The organism is Collinsella aerofaciens, assembly GCF_902501475.1.
GTDB lineage: Bacteria > Actinomycetota > Coriobacteriia > Coriobacteriales > Coriobacteriaceae > Collinsella > Collinsella aerofaciens_AL.
Genome location: NZ_CABWIF010000023.1, coordinates 1 through 17,226, shown reverse-complemented (window position 1 = coordinate 17,226; position 17,226 = coordinate 1). Strand labels below are relative to the sequence as shown.

Genomic DNA, 17,226 nt, shown 5'->3' with positions numbered 1-17,226 from the left:
TATCGAGTGGTACAGGGACGGCAAGCTCAAGAAGGACCTAGGATGGAAGACCATTAGGGAGTATCGCGAGGAGAGAGGCCATGCGGCATAGCGCCGCGACATGGTCCGGAAAAACGTCCGAGGTCCCGTTCATCCCACTCCGAGGCTAGATTCTGGGATGCTGCCTCCGCTCCAAACAAAAGGCCCCGGCTCACGATGGAGCTGGGGCCAAAGGCGCAGCGTATGTAGTTGATGCTGAGCGCGAACGGCCCGTTAGCAATGGCCGTACGCGCTCTACCCTAGCCGCGGTGACGGGCGCGGCTGTAGGGCGTATCCACCATGGGAAGATCCGGACGCAGCTTGCCGTCAAATGCGCGGTAGGCATTCTGCACGGCGGGCGCCGTGGGGATCGTTGCGATCTCGCCGATGCCCTTGCCGCCGTATGCCACGGGCAGTAGCTCGTCCTTCTCCACGTAAATGGCGTGGATATCCGGAATCTCGGGCGCGCGGAACAGCCCGAGCGTGCCGTACCTCGCCTGGGGCACGCAGTCCTTGAGCGGCCAATCCTCGGTAAGCGCATAGCCCATACCCATGAGCACGCCGCCTTCGATCTGACCCTGGATGGAGATGGGATTGACCACCTTGCCGGAATCGTGCGCGGCATAGACCTCGCTCACGCGGCCGTCATCATCCAGAATGACCACATGCGTGGCAAAGCCGTAGCAGATATGGCTCTTGGGGTTGGGAACATCCGCACCCAGTTTGTCGGTCGGCTCCAGGTACACGTAGCCAAACTCGCATCCCTCGAGCGCCTTGATGGCGGCAGCGGGATCTTGAGGATGCATACCCTGGCCGGCGACGAGCTCCTGCGTGTGCAGCTGATAGGCGCGACCGTCGTCGTACTCGATCTTGACGCCGTCGCCATGCGCGCTCACGGGAGCGGCGGGCGCAGGCTTGCCGGCCTCGATGTCAAGCATGGCATCGCGCAGCAGGAAGGCGGCGCCGCGCACGGCCTCGCCGGTCACGACCGTCTGACGCGAGCCAGACGTAGTGCCGGAGTCGGGAGCGTTCTCGGTGGAGCACTCGCCATTGGCAATGCAGCTCAGCGGCAGACCGCAGGCCTCGGCAACGTCTTGCAAAAAGACGGTGTTACAGCCCTGGCCGATGTCGGACGTGGCGGCGTAGACCACGGCGCGGCCATCCTCGATGCGAATCTTGCAGCGGCCGGCATCGGGCAGGCCCACGCCCACGCCGGCGTTCTTCATGGCGCAGGCAATGCCGGCGTGGCCGGGATGCGCGTAGTAGGCATCCTTGACCTCGAGCAGCGTCTCCTTCAGCGCCGTGGAGCAGTCGGCAATCTGGCCGTTGGGCAGAACCTCGCCCGGCTCGATGGCGTTACGGTAGCGAATCTCCCACGGATCCAGGCCGACCTTCTCGGCCAGCAGGTCGATCAGGCTCTCGAGCGCAAATTCGGACTGGCAAACGCCAAAGCCTCGGTACGCACCGGCGGGCGGGTTGTTGGTGTAGTAGCCAAAGCCGCGAATGTCGGTATTCTGGTACTTGTAGGGGCCGACGGCATGCGTACAGGCGCGCTCGAGCACCGGGCCGCACAGCGACGCGTAGGCGCCGGTGTCAAAGTTGATCTCGCAATCCAGACCGGTAAAGTTGCCCTCGGCGTCGCAACCCAGTGTAAAGGTACCGTCCATGGCGTGGCGCTTGGGATGGAATGCAAGCGACTCGGCACGAGTGAGCTTGCACTTCACAGGACGCTGGAACTTATAGGCAGCGAGCGCGGCCAGGTGCTGGATGGACACGTCCTCCTTGCCGCCAAAGCCGCCACCCACGAGCATGGTCTCGACGACCACGCGCTCGGGCTCGCTATCCCAGCCAAACATGTGAGCGCACTCTTTGCGCGTGTCGTAGGCGCCCTGGTCGGTCGACTGCACCTTGACGCCGTTCTTGTACGGGAAGGCGACGGCGCACTCGGGCTCCAAGAAGGCATGCTCGGTAAAGGGTGTGGTAAAGCGCTGTGTCACGGTAAACGCGCTCTCCGCCAGCGCCTTGGCGGCGTCGCCACGCGTCACGTGACGGCTCTGGCATACGTTGTCCTTGAGCTCCACCGTGTTGCCAAAGGCAAAGAAGCTGTCGTGCAGGCGCGGGGCGTCGGCAGCCCTGGCCTCGGCGATGTTGCGCACGGGCTCCAGAGGCTCGTAATCGATCTTTACGAGCTTCTTGGCCTTCTCGAGCGTCGCCTCGTCCTCGGCAACCACCAGCACGATGGCGTCACCCACGCAGCGGGTGATATCGCCCTGAGCAATCATGACGTCCCAGTCCTGGATAAGGTGGCCGACCTGGTTGACCGGCACGTCCTCGGCGCGCAGGATGCCCACCACGCCGGGCAGGGCCTCGGCCTTGGAGGTATCGATGGAGAGCACACGGGCGCGCGGGTACTTGGAGCGCACGGCGCTGGCATAGGTCAGACCCGGCTGATCGAGCTCGTCGATGTCGTCGGGATACTTGCCCTCGCCGAGCACCTTCTTGCGCACGTCGATACGGAAGGCGCGCTTGCCCACGCCGTAGTCGTCGCCGCGCTCCAGATCCTCGTCGATCTGCTTTTCGCCGCGGAGCACCGCAGCGGCCAGCGCAATGCCCTCGATAATCTTTTTGTAGCCGGTGCAGCGGCAGACGTTACCGCGAATGGCGTACTTGATCTGCTCCTCGGTAGGCTCGGGATCCTCGGCGATGAGCGCTGCACCCGCCATGACCATACCGGGGATACAAAAGCCGCACTGCACGGCGCCCACGGCGCCAAAGGCGTACACAAACGCCTCGCGCACGTTCTCGGGCAGGCCCTCGACAGTCACGATGTCGCGGCCGGCGGCAAGGGCGGTGGTCAGCACGCACGCCTTGACGGCCGCACCGTCCACATGGATGGTGCAGGTGCCGCAGGCGCCCTCGGAGCAGCCGTCCTTGGCGGAGTGAATGTGCAGGTCGTCGCGCAGATAGCGCAGCAGCGGTTTGTTTTGGGTCGTCGTGTGCTCGACGCCGTTAACGGTAAAAGTGAATTCCTGTGCCATGGTGATTCCCCTCTACACGCCGGCGGCGATGCCGGTGCGGTCGTGGATGGCGCCATGCGGGCAGACGACGGCGCACATGCCGCACGACAGGCAATCCGCGCCGTCGATATGGGCGCAGTTGTCCTCGATGCGGATAGCGCCGGCAGGGCACTTTTTAGCGCACATGCCGCAACCGATGCAGCTGGTGTCGCAAATCTTGCGCGCAATGGCGCCCTTATCGGTGTTGTTGCAGCGCACCAGGATGTTCTGGTAGCCGGGAACGAAGGCAATCACGCGCTGCGGGCACGCCATGCCGCACAGGCCACAGCCCGTGCACTTGGAGCGGTCCACGCGGGCGACGCCGTCGACCAGCGCGATGGCACCGTGGGGGCAGGCCGTAACGCAGGTGCCACAGCCAATGCAGCCTTCGCTGCAGCGGGCGTCGCCGCCTGCGGAGGCGCAACCACTTCCGCAGGCAACGTAGGCCACGTGATGTTGAATGGATTTGGCCATAAGAGACTCGCCTATTTCTTAAGAAGGTACGAATAGTTGTCGCGCACGGCCCTGATGGTCAGGCGGACGGCCTCGGGCAGACCGGTGTTGACGGCATCGACCGAGACGGTGCGGACCGTGCCGGCGACGCGGACCTTAAAGTGATCCTCGTCCACGGCCAGGAAGCCCTCGTTCTCGGAGTTCTCCATGTCCTCCTCGCTCCAGAACAGGGTGAGCTTGTCCTTGTAGGGACGGCCCTCCTGGTAGGGGCAGAACACGGCGCAGTTGCCGCACTCGTTGCACATACCGTCGACGTGGACGACCTGATGCTTGGCAAGGCCCGGCACCTTAATGGCAACGTTGGCGCGGTTGGGGCACACGTCGCAGCAGACCTCGCACACCGAGCCGCAGCCCAGGCAGCGGGTCTTGGTGCAGTTGCGCTTGTCACGGCACAGCGACCCCTTACGCTCGTAGCAGGTGTCCTCGCGACCGGCCTGCTCGTTGCAGTCGGCGTACTTGTTAAAGTCCACGCCGGCGATGGCGCGGGCGACTTCGGCGGCGTCGGCAATGGCCTCGACCACGGTAGCCGGACCGCGGCGACAGTCGCCCGCAGCCCAGACGCCCTCGACACCGGTGGAGGTGGCGGCAAGGCGGCCGCGACGGTCGTGCTCGACGCCCGCGGCGTCGTACAGGCTGGCGTCGATGCCCTCGCCCACGGCGCAGATCACCGTGGTGGCGGAAAGCTCGACGGTCTCGCCCGTGGCGACGGGGCTGCGACGGCCGCTTGCATCCGGCTCGCCGAGCTCCATAACATCGCAGGTCAGCACGGCGCCGTTAAGTGCCTTGGGTGCCAGTAGCTCGCAGAACTCAACGCCGTCGGCAAGAGCAAGATCGAGCTCTTCCTCGTCGGCAGGCATCTGCTTCTTGGTGCGGCGATACACCAGGCGCACGTTCTTCACACCAGCCAGGCGCTTGGCCACGCGGGCAGCATCCATGGCGGTGTTGCCGGCGCCAATGACTACGACGTCCTCGCCCAGCTCGAGCTTCTCGCCCTTCTTGGCGGCCTCGAGGAACTCCAGCACGTCGAGCTCGGCACCCTCGCCCAAACCCGCAGAGCCGGGCATCCAGGCACCGGTGGCCACGACCACGTCGGTGAAGCCCTGGGCCTTGAGCTCGTCAATGGACTCCACGCGGGCATTGAGCTGCACCTTGGCACCAAAGGCCAGGCAGAGCTCGGCATCGTGGGAGATATCGTCGCTCGCAATGCGGAACTCAGGAATCACGTGACGGACCACGCCGCCGAGCGAATCGCGAGCCTCAAAGATGGTGACGGGCACGCCGGCGCGCGTCAGGAAGAACGCCGTCGCCAGGCCGGCCGGGCCGCCGCCGATAACGGCAACGTTGTGCTCGCCGTCGTTTGCGATGGCCTGGGCGCGTAGCTTGGGCAGCACGGCGGTCATGGCCTCGCGGGCGGCCTTGAGCTTGCTGGCGCGGATCTGGGCGCCCTCGGGCTCGTAGAACGCACGCTCGCAGGCACGGCCGCAGGGATGCGGGCAGATGGTGCCGGTAATGAACGGCAGGGCGTTGCGCTCGATGATGATGTTGAGCGCGTCCTCGTAGCGGCCCTCGTCAACAGCCGCCAGATAGGCGGGAATATCCTGCTGGATGGGGCAGCTCGTGCGGCACGGCGTGGTAAAGCAGTCGGAAAGCGGGCTCTTGCCGGCGACCTTGCGATCGGGCAGCGGGCGCAGCGGCTTCTTGTAGAGCGGGTTGGTGAGCGAGTCGGTCTGGATTGCGGTCACGGCCTCGAGCGAGACGCCCGCGAACGGCTTGCCATCCAGGTCGGTAAACTCGCCGGCCATCTGGCTAAAGCGCTCGTAGCCACCGGGCTTGAGCACGTCGGTCGCCAGGGTAACGGGCCAAATGCCGGCATCGTACAGGGCGTGGATGTTGTAGACCGTGGCGCCGCCGGAGTAGCTGATGCGCAGCTTGCCATCGAACTGCTCGGTAATGCGGCGGGCAGCCTCGATGGTCAGCGAGAACAGCGAACGGCCGGACATGTACATCTCGGTGGAGGGCAGTTCGTTTCTCGTCACGTCGACGGGGAACGTGTTGGTCAGCTTGACGCCAAATTCCAGGCCGCGCTCGGCGCACAGGGCAATCAGGCGCTCGAACATGGGCACGGCGTCGGCCCACTGCAGGTCCTCGCGGAAGTGCGTATCGTCGAAGACGATGTAGTCAAAGCCCAGCTCGTTCAGACGCTGGCGGGCAAACTCATAGCCCAGCAGCGTGGGGTTGCACTTGATGTAGGTGTTGAGACCCTTCTCGGTGATCAGATAGGTCGCGATGCGCTCGATCTCCGCCGGCGGGCAGCCGTGCAGGGTGGACTCGGTGATGGAGTTGGAGACGCGTGCCGGGATGGACTCGACAAACGCGGCGTCGACATGCTCAAACTTATCCAGGTTGGCGAGCGCCCAGGCACGGCACTCGTTCCAGACGTCAGAGCCGCTGGCGTCCTTCATGCCCTCAATGTACGCATCGACCTTGGGGCTCTTGATGCCCTCCAGGTCATAGCCCACGGACATGTTAAAGACAAAGCCATCCGGGCTGCCCAGGCCGTACTCGCGAGCGATCAGGTGGCAGGCGAACCATGCCTTCACGTACTCGGCAAAAGCCTGCGGAACCTCGAGCTCGGTCGACCACTCGCAGTTGTAGCACTCGTCCTGCGCCACGATGCAGGGCTTGTTCACACACTTGGAAAGCTCCTCGCCGTCCATAACCTGAACGGTCTTGAGCTCAAAGAAGCGGGAACCGGCCACGTAGGATGCCACGATGTTCTGGGCCAGCTGCGTGTTGGGGCCGGCGGCCGGGCCAAACGGAGTCTCGATGCGCTCGTCAAAAATGGGAAGCGCGCCCTCCTGGTTGGTCGTGACCATCTTGCGCACGCCAAAGACGGCGCCCTGAGTCTTGTGCTCCTCGATGATCCAGTTCATCAGCTGCGAAAACGGGATCGGCCTCATGATGTCGCTCATAATGAGTTCCTCTCTGTAACGCCCGGCGAGACCGCGCGGCGGGCGCAAATACGGTGTAGCGCTAGCACAGCGCCGGCGACCCCGCGGAGGCCGCCTATGCGCGCGTCGGATGTGGCGAAACATCCGACGCGCGCGAATCTACTTGTGAATTAGTAGGTGCGATCGTTGAGCGTGCTCCAGAGCTTCTTGGACTCGGCCATGGTCCACGCGTTGATCTTGTCCTCATCAATGCCAACGAACTCGCGATCCTTGTACAGGACGCGGCCGTTGATGATGGTGGTGCGGCAGTTTTTGCCCATCATGCCAAAGAGCATGTGGCCGTCGATATTCTCCTCGCTCAGCGGCGTAAAGGGCTTGTAGTCCATAACGATAACGTCGGCGGCAGCGCCGGCCTCGAGCACACCGAGCTTGCGATCGAAGTACTTGCTCGCCATCTTGGCGTTGTTCTCGAACAGCATCGTCATGGCCTCGCACCAGCCCACGTTGGGCATGGCGGCGTTGTGGCGCTGAATAATCAGGAAGACCTTAAGGCTCTCGAGCATATCGTGGGTGTAGGCGTCGGTGCCCATGCACACGGGGATGCCGCGGCGGAAGAACTCGAGCACGGGGGCGCAGCCCACGGCGTTGCCCATATTGGATTCGGGGTTGTTGACCAGCCAAGTGCCGGACTCCTTGACGATATCCATCTCGGCAGGCGTCACGTGGATGCAGTGGCCCAGCATGGTGTCGGGACCCAGCAGGTTGTGCTGCAGCAGGCGCTCGACGGGGCTGATGCCACCGCGGTTGAGGCGGGAGTCCCACACGTCGTTCATGCCCTCGCACACATGGATGTGGAAGCCGGTCAGGCCGTTGTTGGCCTCGGCCATCTTATCCATGGTCTCGTCCGAAAGCGTAAAGGTAGCATGTCCGCCAAACATGGCGGCGATCATGTGGTTGTCGTTATCGCGACGCTCCTTGGCGGCCCACTGGGCAAATTCGGCGTTCTCGGCAATGGCCTGGTCGCACTTTTCCTGGCCGCGGCGATCGGAGACCTCGTAGCACAGGCACGAACGCATGCCCAGCTCCTGAGCTGCATCCTTAATGGTAAAGAGGCTTCCCGGAATCTCGCAGAAGCTCGCATGGTGATCGAAGATCGTGGTGACGCCATCACGGATGGAGTCCAAAATCGTAGCATAGGCGCTGGCCTTGGTGCCGTCGAGCGTCAGGTTGTCGTCGATCTTCCACCACTGCTGCTCGAGATTCTCCAAGAAGTTGGTGGGGTTGCAGCCCTTAATGGCAAGGCCGCGGGCCAGACCCGAGTAGATGTGGGTGTGGCAGTTGATGAGTCCGGGCATGATGAGGTTGCCCTGGGCATCGACGTACTCGGCATCCGGGTACTTGGCCTTGAGCTCGCGCTCGGGGCCCACTTCGACGATCGTATCTCCGTCAATGGCGACCGCACCGCTTGGAATAAACGGGGTCTGAGCGTTGCGGGTAAAGACGGAACCGTTAGCGACCAGAAGCATGGATGCTCCCTTCAACATCAGAGGCGGGGTTTGACACCTCTAACATGGCGGAGTGCGAAGCGCCGGCCTACACCGGAAACGGGCCCTCTCCCGTCAACGCTTCACCAAAGGGACAAACCCTTTGAAGTGCGGCTTGGTGCCGCATGGCGTCGGCGGACGAGGCGATGCGTCCGCCGACGAATAGCACCGAATTGGTTACTTCTTGCTCTCGGGCAAGACCAGATCCACGGCAGCGTCCTTGGCAGCATCGATGTGCTGAGCCACGACCGGCGTCTTCGGAAGGATCAGGTTAAGGACAATGGCCATGATGGCGGTGGGGGTTACGGCATTGGAGCCGATGACGGTGGACACCCAGGCGGGCATACCCTCGCCGGCAAGGCAACCGCTGGCCATCCAGATACCCAGGCCAAAGACGACGGAGGTGCCGACGATGGTGGTAGTGCGCTGCGTGAGGCCCTCGCGGGTGAACATGCGCACGCCGTTCATGGTGATGGTGCCAAAGACGCCGACGGTCGCGCCGCCGATGACGGGCTGCGGGATAGCGGAAAGGACGGCAGAGAGCTGCGGGAACAGACCGGCGATGGCAAAGACGGCCGCAATGATCACAAAGACCCACTTGTTGACGACCTTGTTGGAGCAGATGATGCCCACGTTCTGGCCAAGGGCGCTGGTGGGAAGACCGCCCAGCAGACCGCCGACCATAGAGGTGAGGCCCTGGGACACGATAGCGCCGGAGAGCTCGCGCTCGGTGGGCATACGGTCGATGGAGCCCAGGCAGGCGGCGGAGACGTCACCGATAACCTGGATGGCAACCATGGGGAACACGACGGCGAGGGTAATGCAGACCTCGGGATCAAACTCGAGCGCGTAGGGCATGAGCTTGGGAAGAGCGAAGACCTGAGCGGTGGCGACGCTGGAGAAGTCGATCATGCCAAAGGGGATGGAGACGATCATGCCAACGATCATGCCAAAGAACACGGATCCCAGCTTGAGCGTGCCCTTGCCAAAGTTGGCGAGCGCAAAGACCACGGCGAAGGTGATAAGAGCGACGCACCAGGCCTGCGGGGTGCCCCACAGCGGCGTACCCATACCGCCGGCCATATACTTGACGGCCGTGGGATACAGCGAAACGCCGATGGAGAAGATGACCGTACCGGTCACGACGGGCGGGAACAGCCACTTGATCTTGCTGTAGGCCAGACCAAAGAGGACCGCGACGGCGCCGCCGACGATCTCGCCACCCAGCAGCGCACCAAAGCTAAAGCCCGAGGCACCCATGGCCTGCAGGGCCGGCAGGAACGCGAACGAAACGCCCATGACGATGGGCAGGCCGCCGCCGATGCGACGGAAGGGAGCGAAGGCCTGAAGGGCCGTGTCGATCGCCGAAAGAATGAGCGCGACCTGGATGATGTCGGTACTCTGCTGGCTATTAAAGCCGTAGACGCCGGCCATGATGACCGCCGGGGTAATGATGCCGGCAAACGATGCCAGTACGTGCTGAAGGGCACACGGGATCATTTCCTTAACGGGAGGCATGCCTTCGCGAGTGAACAGGGCTTCAGTGCCGTTCGTAACCGTCTCCTGGGTCATTTGACCACCAATCCTCGAAGTAGTTGTTTTCGCATCTAACGCTCTATTGTGACGCAGTGCGGGGTTGAGGTTGTGCCTTCATTGCATATCGTATTAAAGATGATTCTCATTCTCAATAATAATTTTTTGTTATCAGACTATTCTTCAGCTGAAATAACGCATTTCCGCAGGTCAGGAAAGTGTCTGGTCAAAATAACATCTAACTTTTCTTTTGGTCAACCGTTTACCGCTAAATTCCTACCGTTCGTCTGCATTACGCAATGTACCTGCGGATATACGAGATGATGGGCAGCGTGTTACCATGAGAAAAAATTGTTATGAACATTTCCGATTTCACCCAAAGGAGTTGCCCGTGAACGAGACCGTACGTCGCTTTTTGCCGATGGTCGATTTTCTGGAGCAGATACTCGGCAAAAACAGCGAAATCGTGCTGCACGATTTCTCGGATCCCGACCACGCCATCGTCGATATTCGCAACGGCATCGTGAGCGGCCGCAAGGTCGGCGGTCCCGCCACCGATCTGGCACTCAAGATCATGCACGACGCCAAGTATCGCGACCTGCCGTTTATTACGGGCTACGAGGGCCGCGGCGCCGGAGGCAAGACGTTGGAGTCAGCGACATACTTTATCCGCGAGAATGACGAGATCGTCGGTATGCTCTGCGTCAACACCGACCTCTCGACCGTGCGCTCCATCAACGCCATGGCGCAGCAGCTCATAGCGTGCTTCGACGCGGCGCCAACGCGCACGGAGCCCGCCCCTATCGAGGTCGAAAGCCTTTCGGAGTCCACACAGGAGCTCATCGACCGCAGCATTGCCGAGTTGCTGAGCGCGCGCGGGCTGGATATAGCGTCGCTTGGTCAGAGCGACCGCGTGGACGTCATTCGCCACCTCAACGGCAACGGGGTGTTCATGCTCAAGGGCGCCGTGGCCTGCGCCGCCACCGCGCTGGGCATCTCGGAGCCCAGCGTCTACCGCTACCTGCAAAAAGTCCGCAAGGAGGGCTAACGAGCAAAATGGAGCGCGGCTCCACAAGCGATCCGTCACGTGACAAAAGACCCTGCAGCTCGCACGCGCTGCAGGGTCTTTTTGCATGTCATGTTTAGTTGTGGCCAACGCCTTAGAGAGCGGCGACGACCTCGATCTCGACCAGACCGCCAGCCGGAAGGGCGGCAACCTGGAAGGCGCTGCGCGCGGGGAACGGGGCCTCGAACTTGGAGGCGTAGATCTCGTTCACGGCGGCGAAGTCGGCGATGTCGGCCAGGTAGACCGTGGTCTTGACGACATCGGCAAAGGTAGCGCCGGCAGCGGTCAGCAGGGCCTCAACGTTGGCGAGGGACTGCTTGGCCTGGGCCTCGACGCCCTCGGGCATCTTGCCAGTCGCGGGATCGATGCCCAGCTGACCGGACAGGAACACCATGTTGCCGGCCTGGATACCGGGGGAATACGGGCCGATGGCTGCGGGTGCGTTATCGGAAGACACGACGGTCTTGCTCATGTTTTTCTCCTTACGATCAATTGAGAGAGCGTGAGCGCGGTGTTCACACCGGGAGGCACAGTTCGGTCTGAACACCGCGCTTGATTGGGATAGTACTCAAGGTTTCCGCGCGATGCAAGATTATTATCACATTGCGAGAATATTTTATCGCCCAACGGTTTCCCCGAACCGCTGAACGGTTCTCATGTGGAGCAGCCAGTCCAAGCTGCTGAAGACTTTGTCCTGCTTAGGCTGCGGGCATCGCCCACCGCAGCGACGCCACTATACTTTTGAATATCTGAGCATTTTGAAAGGCAGGATATGACCGCAACCGCCAGCCGAACCACTAACCGCAGGCCCGAGCTTTTGGCCCCCGCCGGAGGCCCGGAGCCCTTTGCCGCCGCGCTCGCCGCGGGCGCCGATGCCATCTACTGCGGCATGGGCAGCTTCAACGCCCGCCGCAAGGCCACCAACTTTACCGACGAGGCCTTTGAGCAGGCCTGCCGCGCCGCACATCTAGCCGGGTCGCGCGTCTACGTCACGGTCAACATCGTCATCAAGCAGTCCGAGATGGACGATGCGCTGCAACTCATCTATCGCTGCTCCACGCTGGGCGCCGACGCCTTCATTATCCAGGACTGGGGTCTGTTCTTTGAGGTCAAGCGCACCATGCCCGGCATCGAGACGCACATCTCAACCCAGGCGAACATCCACGACGACCGCGGAACCCTTTGGTGCCGTGAGCAGGGCGCCGACCGAGTGACCTTGTCGCGCGAGCTCTCCATTGACGAGATCGCCGCCATCCACGACGCCGCACCCGATGTGGACCTCGAGGTCTTTAGCCACGGTGCCATCTGCTTTTGTTACTCGGGCCTGTGCCTGCTGTCGAGCTTTGCCATGGCGGGCCGCTCGGCCAACCGCGGCATGTGCGCCCAGCCCTGCCGCCTGCCCTACGAGCTGATCGACGAGAACGGTCGCGCGCTCTCCCCTGCCGGTCGCGAGCGTGCGCTATGCCCGCGCGACACCAACACCTCACAGCTTGTTCGCCGTCTGTATGACGCCGGCGCCGCATCGCTCAAGCTCGAGGGCCGCATGAAGGCACCCGATTACGTGTACTCCATCGTTGATGTGTATCGTCACGAAATTGACGACATGCTATCCGGAGCCGCCGTTGCCAAGGACGAGGAAGCCGCCCGCCAGCGCCAGCTCAAGCGCTGCTTCAACCGCGACTTTACGCACGCCTATCAGGACGGCACCTCGGGCGACGAGATGATGAGCTACGAGCGCTCCAACAACCGCGGCCAAATTGTGGGCACGGTGCTCGGCAGCCGCCCGGCCAACCGCGATGTGCGCGGGCTCAAGCCGGACGACCGACGTCGCCGCGCTGCCATCGCCCGCATTGAGTTGTTTGAGCCCGTGGGCAAGGGCGACCTGCTGGAGCTTCGTCACGATAACGAGTTTGACCAGTTCCTGACCACCATTGCCGCCGATGATGCCGCCGCGGGCGACATCATCGAGTGCCGCGTGCCCCGCAGCATGCCCGAGGGCTGCCGCGTGCGCGTGATTCGAAGCCAGCGCGCCATTGACGCCGCCGGGGCTGCGCTCAAACGCGATGTGCTGCGCCGCCGCGCCGTAGACGTGTCCGTTGTGGCGCGTCTGGGCGAGCCGTTTACCGTTACGCTCACCTGCTGCGACGACCCTTCGCTTACGGCCACGGCCACGGGCTTTACCGTCGAGGCTGCCAAGACCCGCGCCGTCGAGGCATCCGATCTGGTTGAGCACGTCGGGCGCATGGGCTCCTCTCCCTTTGAGGCCGCAAGCTTTGACGTTTCGCTCGACGCCGGCTGCGGTATGGGCTTTTCCGCCGTGCACAAGGTGCGCGCCGCCGCTTGTAAGGCGCTGGAAGAGGCCATTCTGGCACCGTACGAGGAGCGCGCGAAAACGCTCGAGCTGCCGGCGATTGTAACCAGTGATTCCCGCCCCGCGCCCGAGCACTACCGCGATGAGCCGCAGATCTGCGCCACCGTCACCTCGCTCGAAGCCGCCGAGGCAGCGCGCGTGGAGGGTGCAACGCGCATCTACATGACCACCGACGCGCTCGATGCGGCCGAGCTCTCCCCCGCCGATGCATTTGGGCAGGGTATCGTGCCTGTACTCGACGAGGTCTGCCGCGCCGTCGACCACGAGCGCGTCGATCCCTGGATCAATGCTGGAGCCACCGTCGCCGTCGGCAATATCTCCGAGCTCGCCGTAGCCGCGCAGGCCGGCGCCACAGCCGAGATTCGCTCTTGCCTGCCGGTGCACAACACGCCCTGCATGGAGGCGCTTGCCGAGCGCGGCGCCGGTGCGTTTTGGCTCTCGCCCGAAATCACGCTCGACGAGATTGTCTCGCTCGGCGCCGCCGCGCCCGCTGCTCTGGGCATCACCGTCTTTGGCCGCCCGCGCGTCATGACAAGCGAGCATTGCATTCTGCAGGTTGCCAATGGCTGCATCCACGATTGTGCCAACTGCCGCCTGCGTGCCCGCAAGCTCTCGCTCAAGAATATCGACGGAAAGGTCATGCCCGTCCGCACCGACATCCATGGCCGCTCTCGCCTGTACGACGCCTACCCCATCGACCTTACGCCGCAGGTACCACAGCTGCTCGATGCCGGTGTGCGTCGTCTTATGGTGGACGGCACGCTGCTCGAGACGGATGAGGTGGGTCGTGCCGTCGCCCGCGTCCGTCGTGCCATCGAAGCAGCGCAGGCCGGCCGTAAGCCCGCCGCCCGCCTACGCGGGGCGACCTCGGGCTGCATGTTTGTGGGAATCAGCTAACCGAAAGGCTAACACGTGAACGAAGAACCTCAAGTCCTCTACTGCGACGCCTGGCTCATGGCCATCGACAAGCCCGCCGGCATGATCGTCCACGGCGACGGCACCGGCGAGCGCACGCTCACCGACTACGCCAGCGACCTGCTGCTGGCGATGGGCGACGGCTTTGCCGCGACCGACATGCAGCCGCTCAACCGCCTGGACCGCGACACCACCGGCGTAGTGCTGTTTTCGCTCGACAAGCAGACGCAGCCTGCCTTTGACCAGATGGTCATCGACCACGCTTTCGAAAAGCACTACCTGGCGCTCGCCGAGGGCAAGATCGACTGGAACGAAAAGCTCATCGACAAGCCCATCGCCCGCGACCGCCACGACAGCCGCAAGATGCGCGTCGGCGCCAGCGGCAAGCCGTCTCAAACGCGCGTGAAGGTGCTCAAGCGTCTAAAGAGCCGTCGAGGCCTGCCCACGCGCTCGTATATCGATGTCGAGCTGCTCACCGGCCGCAAACACCAAATCCGCGTGCACCTGGCAAGCGAGCGTCATCCCCTGGTTGGCGACGACCTGTACGGCACGCCGCGCCCCTACGGCCTGATGCTCCACGCCCACAGCGTGTCCTTCACGCATCCCGTAACCGGTGAGCACATCCACATCGAAGCCCCCTGCCCCTGGGAGCCCTAAACCACCACAATGGGGACAGGCACCTTTGTGGTGGTTTTGCCGCAATGGCTCAGCCGCGGTCCCATAACGTCTCGATCTGTAACAGTTAGAGCTCATTTTCCGGTCTATCTGTTACAGATCGAGACATTCGAATCCCCCTCAAGGGAAAATCTCAATCTGTAACACCTGGCCCACTTTTAACGGTCTAGTTGTTACAGACTTAGACAAACCGGCAGACAACGAAAGCGGCAACGCCCGTGATGGACGTTGCCGCTTTTCTATTGAGAAAACTAATCGGTTTTCGTTACTAACCACCACAATGGGGACAGGCACCTTTGTGGTGGTTTTGGCCTTAGCCTGACCCTGCTTGCTAGACCGTGATGACGTTATCCATCGACTGGTACTTGGCGGGCACCTCGCCCGCGGTGATGATCGTTGCGTCGCGGAAGTCCGCGAACTTGACGGGCGCCACCATGCCAAATTTGCTGGCGTCCGAGATTACGAAGCGTTTGGCGGTATGGCGCATCGAGACACGCTTGACCTGCGCTTCCTCGATATCCGGTGTGGTGAGACCTTGCTCGGCGGCGATGCCATTGGAACCCCAAAAGCCGCAGTTGAAGTTATAGCGGTCCAGGGTTGCCAAAGCATCGGGGCCAACGAGCGCCTCGGTCTCGGGCTTGAGTTCGCCGCCCAACACCACGGTGCGCATACCGCGCAGGGCGAGATGCTGAGCATGGAGCACAGAATCGGTCACATAGGTGACGCCGTCGAGATGCGGAAGATGCTCGATGAGCTTGAGGGTCGTGGAGCCCGAATCGATATACACAAAGCTATCGGGCTCCACCAGGGCCGCAGCACGGGCGCAGATGCGCTCCTTGTCATCGTTATGGAGATCACTGCGCTCGCCGATCGTCAGGTCGCGCGTCACATGCGCGCGCTCCAGACTCGTCGCGCCTCCGTGTACCTTGGCGATACGGTGTGCGCGGTCGAGCGTCTGCAGGTCGCGCCGAATGGTAGACGCCGTCACGCCCAGGGCCTCAGCAAGCTCCGGCACGGTAACCGAGCCGGCCTGCTGCACCATCGACACGATCGCGTTGAGCCTATCTTCCGCAAGCATCGCTTACTCCTCCTCGGGGTACACGACTCCCCAGTCGGCGCGGAGCTTGGTCATCAGCTCCATAACATCAGAAGCATAGCCTAGAAGCTCGCGCTTCGAATCATCGCCGGCAACGGCCTTCTCCAGGTCGGCCATCTCATAGCACAGTGCGTAGGCTTCGGTGCCAGCGTGGACCTCCTCACGGTGACCGTCCGCAGTCCACACGATGGTCGCATGGCCGGCGCGCGGATACTCGTTGACCTCGATATAGCACTTATCGAAACTGATGACCGAGCGCTTGGGCTGTTTGGAGTGGAGCGTAAGGCTCACGACGCCCAGCTGCTGCTCAGCATTACGGCAGACAATGCCACCCGCAACGTCAACGCCAGTCTCGCAGGTATTGCCCAGCGAGACGACCTCGGCGGGTTGGCTGGCCATAAACAGGCGCATGACGGACAGGGCATACACGCCAATGTCGAGCATGGCGCCGCCGGCAAGACTGCGGTTGTAGAAGCGGTTGGTCAGGTCACCGTACTCCTTATAGCTGCCAAAGTTGAGCTGGGCAAGGTTCATGCGGCCAAAGTCGCCCGCGTCCATGCGACGGCGCAGCTCCTGATATAGCGGCATGTGGAACACCGTGGTGGCGTCCATAAGGACCACGTTGTGCTCGTCGGCGATGGCACGGGCCTCGTCGAGCTCGGCAGAGTTAAGGGTAATGGCCTTCTCGCAGAGCACATGCTTGCCGGCGGCCAGCGCGGCACGCAGATAGGTGATATGCGTGTTGTGCGGCGTGGTGATATAGACAGCATCGATGTCCGGATCGGCGTAGAGGTCCTCAACCGTCTCGTACACCTTCTCGACGCCATACTGCTCGGCAAAAGCCTGGGCCTTGGACAGCGTACGGTTGGCGACACCCGCGAGCTTGCGGCCGGCCAGAGCGAGGGACTGGGCCATTTGGTTGGCGATAACGCCGCACCCGATCACGGCCCAGCGGAGCTCGGGGACCGTAAAGATATCATCGGGGAACGGCTGATCCTGGACCGAGGCAAACGCCGCCTTTGCGGCTGCCTCGGCGTCGAGTGGAACCTGCTTGGAATCTGCCATGAATGCCTCCTGCGTCGTGAAAAGTCTTTCAATTCTGACAGCTATATATTCGCACAAATACGCGTGTATGTGCGTACTTCTGCGTATATAACCGCCAAACGGTCAAAATACAACCGCAGACGGCGCATATACACGCATGGTCACGCAATCCTGCGCACGCAAATACGCACAAATGCGCACTAATCATTGCTCAGAGACAGGGAATTCTACTTAGAACTTCAAAGACAGGATGATCCGCTTCACCACGTCACTCATGGCGCGCTGCAGCTCTAAGGACCGTCCCAAACTGCCGACAGAGACGATATGAGCAGGACATAAAAACATTGAGAGCCCCTGCTGCATGAAAGACCGCGGATTAGGCCGACAATGGTGAGTGTCTAATCCAACCGTGGCGGCCACGCCGCATTCATGGAAGGGGCTCCC

Annotated in this window: 12 protein-coding genes; 3 read left to right on the top strand and 9 right to left on the bottom strand. The window is 62.5% G+C overall.

Going from position 1 to position 17,226, the window contains the following annotated elements:
- Nucleotides 1-278: 278 nt before the first annotated feature.
- The 5 genes from xdh to GDJ93_RS06025 form a co-directional block, all read right to left on the bottom strand.
- Nucleotides 279-3,056 (bottom strand): selenium-dependent xanthine dehydrogenase, encoded by a 2,778-nt coding sequence (xdh, locus tag GDJ93_RS06045; RefSeq protein ID WP_152068128.1) that lies wholly within the window; start codon nucleotides 3,054-3,056, stop codon nucleotides 279-281.
- Nucleotides 3,057-3,068: 12 nt separating this feature from the next.
- The gene (locus GDJ93_RS06040) at nucleotides 3,069-3,548 is read right to left on the bottom strand and encodes a 4Fe-4S binding protein (protein WP_152068127.1); all 480 of its coding nucleotides are present in this window, start codon (nucleotides 3,546-3,548) and stop codon (nucleotides 3,069-3,071) included.
- Between the two features lie 11 nt (nucleotides 3,549-3,559).
- Nucleotides 3,560-6,559: a putative selenate reductase subunit YgfK gene (gene ygfK, locus GDJ93_RS06035; protein ID WP_152068126.1), complete on the bottom strand. Its 3,000-nt coding sequence runs from the start codon at nucleotides 6,557-6,559 to the stop codon at nucleotides 3,560-3,562.
- 149 nt (nucleotides 6,560-6,708) lie between these two features.
- On the bottom strand, nucleotides 6,709-8,064 hold the full coding sequence (gene ssnA, locus GDJ93_RS06030; protein ID WP_152068125.1) for a putative aminohydrolase SsnA: 1,356 nt from the start codon (nucleotides 8,062-8,064) through the stop codon (nucleotides 6,709-6,711).
- A gap of 195 nt (nucleotides 8,065-8,259) precedes the next feature.
- A complete protein-coding gene (locus GDJ93_RS06025; RefSeq protein ID WP_152068124.1) occupies nucleotides 8,260-9,654 on the bottom strand; it encodes a uracil-xanthine permease family protein in 1,395 nt (464 codons plus the stop codon).
- Between the two features lie 352 nt (nucleotides 9,655-10,006).
- Between GDJ93_RS06025 and GDJ93_RS06020 the strand changes: the two genes are divergently transcribed.
- Nucleotides 10,007-10,663: a helix-turn-helix transcriptional regulator gene (locus GDJ93_RS06020; protein ID WP_226812503.1), complete on the top strand. Its 657-nt coding sequence runs from the start codon at nucleotides 10,007-10,009 to the stop codon at nucleotides 10,661-10,663.
- A gap of 112 nt (nucleotides 10,664-10,775) precedes the next feature.
- On the opposite strand, the gene GDJ93_RS06015 is transcribed toward GDJ93_RS06020, so the two are convergent.
- On the bottom strand, nucleotides 10,776-11,153 hold the full coding sequence (locus GDJ93_RS06015; protein ID WP_055285184.1) for a RidA family protein: 378 nt from the start codon (nucleotides 11,151-11,153) through the stop codon (nucleotides 10,776-10,778).
- A gap of 300 nt (nucleotides 11,154-11,453) precedes the next feature.
- Between GDJ93_RS06015 and GDJ93_RS06010 the strand changes: the two genes are divergently transcribed.
- Both GDJ93_RS06010 and GDJ93_RS06005 read left to right on the top strand, forming a co-directional pair.
- Complete coding sequence (locus GDJ93_RS06010) at nucleotides 11,454-13,949, top strand: U32 family peptidase (RefSeq protein WP_152068123.1); 2,496 nt, start codon at nucleotides 11,454-11,456, stop codon at nucleotides 13,947-13,949.
- Between the two features lie 15 nt (nucleotides 13,950-13,964).
- Nucleotides 13,965-14,624 carry an RluA family pseudouridine synthase gene (locus tag GDJ93_RS06005; RefSeq protein WP_226812501.1) on the top strand — a complete coding sequence of 220 codons (660 nt, stop codon included), beginning with the start codon at nucleotides 13,965-13,967 and terminating at the stop codon, nucleotides 14,622-14,624.
- Between the two features lie 349 nt (nucleotides 14,625-14,973).
- Here the strand turns inward: GDJ93_RS06005 and GDJ93_RS06000 are convergent, their stop codons facing one another.
- The 3 genes from GDJ93_RS06000 to GDJ93_RS10135 all read right to left on the bottom strand — a co-directional run.
- Nucleotides 14,974-15,720: a DeoR/GlpR family DNA-binding transcription regulator gene (locus GDJ93_RS06000; protein ID WP_152068122.1), complete on the bottom strand. Its 747-nt coding sequence runs from the start codon at nucleotides 15,718-15,720 to the stop codon at nucleotides 14,974-14,976.
- A 3-nt stretch (nucleotides 15,721-15,723) separates the two neighbouring features.
- Nucleotides 15,724-16,803: a Gfo/Idh/MocA family protein gene (locus tag GDJ93_RS05995; RefSeq protein WP_152068121.1), complete on the bottom strand. Its 1,080-nt coding sequence runs from the start codon at nucleotides 16,801-16,803 to the stop codon at nucleotides 15,724-15,726.
- Nucleotides 16,804-17,013: 210 nt separating this feature from the next.
- The coding region (locus tag GDJ93_RS10135; protein WP_226812500.1) for a hypothetical protein at nucleotides 17,014-17,226 on the bottom strand (213 nt) is incomplete at its 5' end.

Excerpts from the sequence above, each read along its gene's own strand:
- xdh (WP_152068128.1), bottom strand. The coding sequence starts at position 3,056 with ATGGCACAGGAATTCACTTTTACCGTTAACGGCGTCGAGCACACGACG.
- GDJ93_RS06040 (WP_152068127.1), bottom strand. The coding sequence starts at position 3,548 with ATGGCCAAATCCATTCAACATCACGTGGCCTACGTTGCCTGCGGAAGT.
- ygfK (WP_152068126.1), bottom strand. The coding sequence starts at position 6,559 with ATGAGCGACATCATGAGGCCGATCCCGTTTTCGCAGCTGATGAACTGG.
- ssnA (WP_152068125.1), bottom strand. The coding sequence starts at position 8,064 with ATGCTTCTGGTCGCTAACGGTTCCGTCTTTACCCGCAACGCTCAGACC.
- GDJ93_RS06025 (WP_152068124.1), bottom strand. The coding sequence starts at position 9,654 with ATGACCCAGGAGACGGTTACGAACGGCACTGAAGCCCTGTTCACTCGC.
- GDJ93_RS06015 (WP_055285184.1), bottom strand. The coding sequence starts at position 11,153 with ATGAGCAAGACCGTCGTGTCTTCCGATAACGCACCCGCAGCCATCGGC.
- GDJ93_RS06010 (WP_152068123.1), top strand. The coding sequence starts at position 11,454 with ATGACCGCAACCGCCAGCCGAACCACTAACCGCAGGCCCGAGCTTTTG.
- GDJ93_RS06000 (WP_152068122.1), bottom strand. The coding sequence starts at position 15,720 with ATGCTTGCGGAAGATAGGCTCAACGCGATCGTGTCGATGGTGCAGCAG.
- GDJ93_RS05995 (WP_152068121.1), bottom strand. The coding sequence starts at position 16,803 with ATGGCAGATTCCAAGCAGGTTCCACTCGACGCCGAGGCAGCCGCAAAG.